Annotated in this window: 1 protein-coding gene; it reads left to right on the top strand. The window is 37.0% G+C overall.

What is annotated here, in order from left to right:
• Window positions 1-105: 105 nt before the first annotated feature.
• A partial coding sequence (locus ACNFOC_RS55460; RefSeq protein ID WP_416966453.1) for a response regulator receiver domain occupies window positions 106-432 on the top strand: 327 nt, incomplete at its 3' end.

Genomic DNA, 432 nt, shown 5'->3' with positions numbered 1-432 from the left:
CTCGAGATGGATTTACTATAAGATTGGATGATTACACTCCTGAACAGGGTGCTTTCTTTATTATTGAGCCATCAGAAGAAACAAGTGAATAGCGGATATAAATAAATGACAAGCTCTACTGATTTTCATAAACTTTCTGAAGACTGCGTTCGCCGTTTTTTACATTCTGTAGTTGCTGTAGATGACAATATGTCTTTTGGAGCTGGTAGTGATACTTTCCCTACAGACGAAGATATTAATGCTTTAGTTGATCCCGACGATGATCCTACACCAATAATAACAGCATCAGCATCCCCAAGGATAGAATCAACTAAATCAAAAGCAAAGGTAAAAAACCATCCTTTTGATTACCAAGCTCTAGCAGAAGCTTTCGCCAAAGATGGTATTGCTTGTTGCGGATTATTAGCTAAGAGTTTTAATGTTGAAGAAAGA

The sequence above is a fragment of the Streptomyces colwelliae genome, from assembly GCF_048158785.1.
GTDB lineage: Bacteria > Actinomycetota > Actinomycetes > Streptomycetales > Streptomycetaceae > Streptomyces.
The sequence above is the reverse complement of the archived record's forward strand: the minus strand, read 5'-3'. Positions and strand labels throughout refer to the sequence as shown.